Source organism: Novosphingobium mangrovisedimenti (assembly GCF_025153475.1).
GTDB lineage: Bacteria > Pseudomonadota > Alphaproteobacteria > Sphingomonadales > Sphingomonadaceae > Novosphingobium > Novosphingobium mangrovi_A.
This window is the reverse complement of sequence record NZ_JANZXA010000067.1, coordinates 1-366: the sequence shown is the minus strand read 5'-3', so window position 1 is coordinate 366 and position 366 is coordinate 1. Positions and strand designations below refer to the sequence as shown.

Annotated in this window: 1 protein-coding gene; it reads left to right on the top strand. The window is 65.8% G+C overall.

All coding sequences use genetic code 11. The features are described from left to right. On the top strand, nt 1–366 hold a 366-nt coding region (locus NZK81_RS21490), incomplete at both ends, for an AMP-binding protein (protein WP_260047993.1).

Sequence of the window (366 nt, the reverse complement as noted above, 5' to 3'; positions counted from 1 at the left end):
CGCCGCATCACCTACCGCGAACTGCACCAACAGGTCTGCAAGTTCGCCAATCTCCTGAAATCACGCGGCGTGAAGAAGGGCGAGCGCGTCACCATCTACCTGCCGATGGTGCCCGAGGCGGCCGTCGCCATGCTCGCCTGCGCGCGGATCGGTGCGATCCACTCGATCGTCTTCGCCGGCTTCTCCCCAGACGCACTGGCCGGGCGCATCACCGACTGCGACAGCAGCATCGTGCTCACCTCCGACGAGGGCCTGCGCGGGGGCAAGCGCGTTCCGCTGAAAGCCAATGTCGATGAGGCGCTGGCACAGTGCAACGGCGTCGATACCGTGATCGTGCTCGAACATACCGGTGCGGGCGTGCCGATG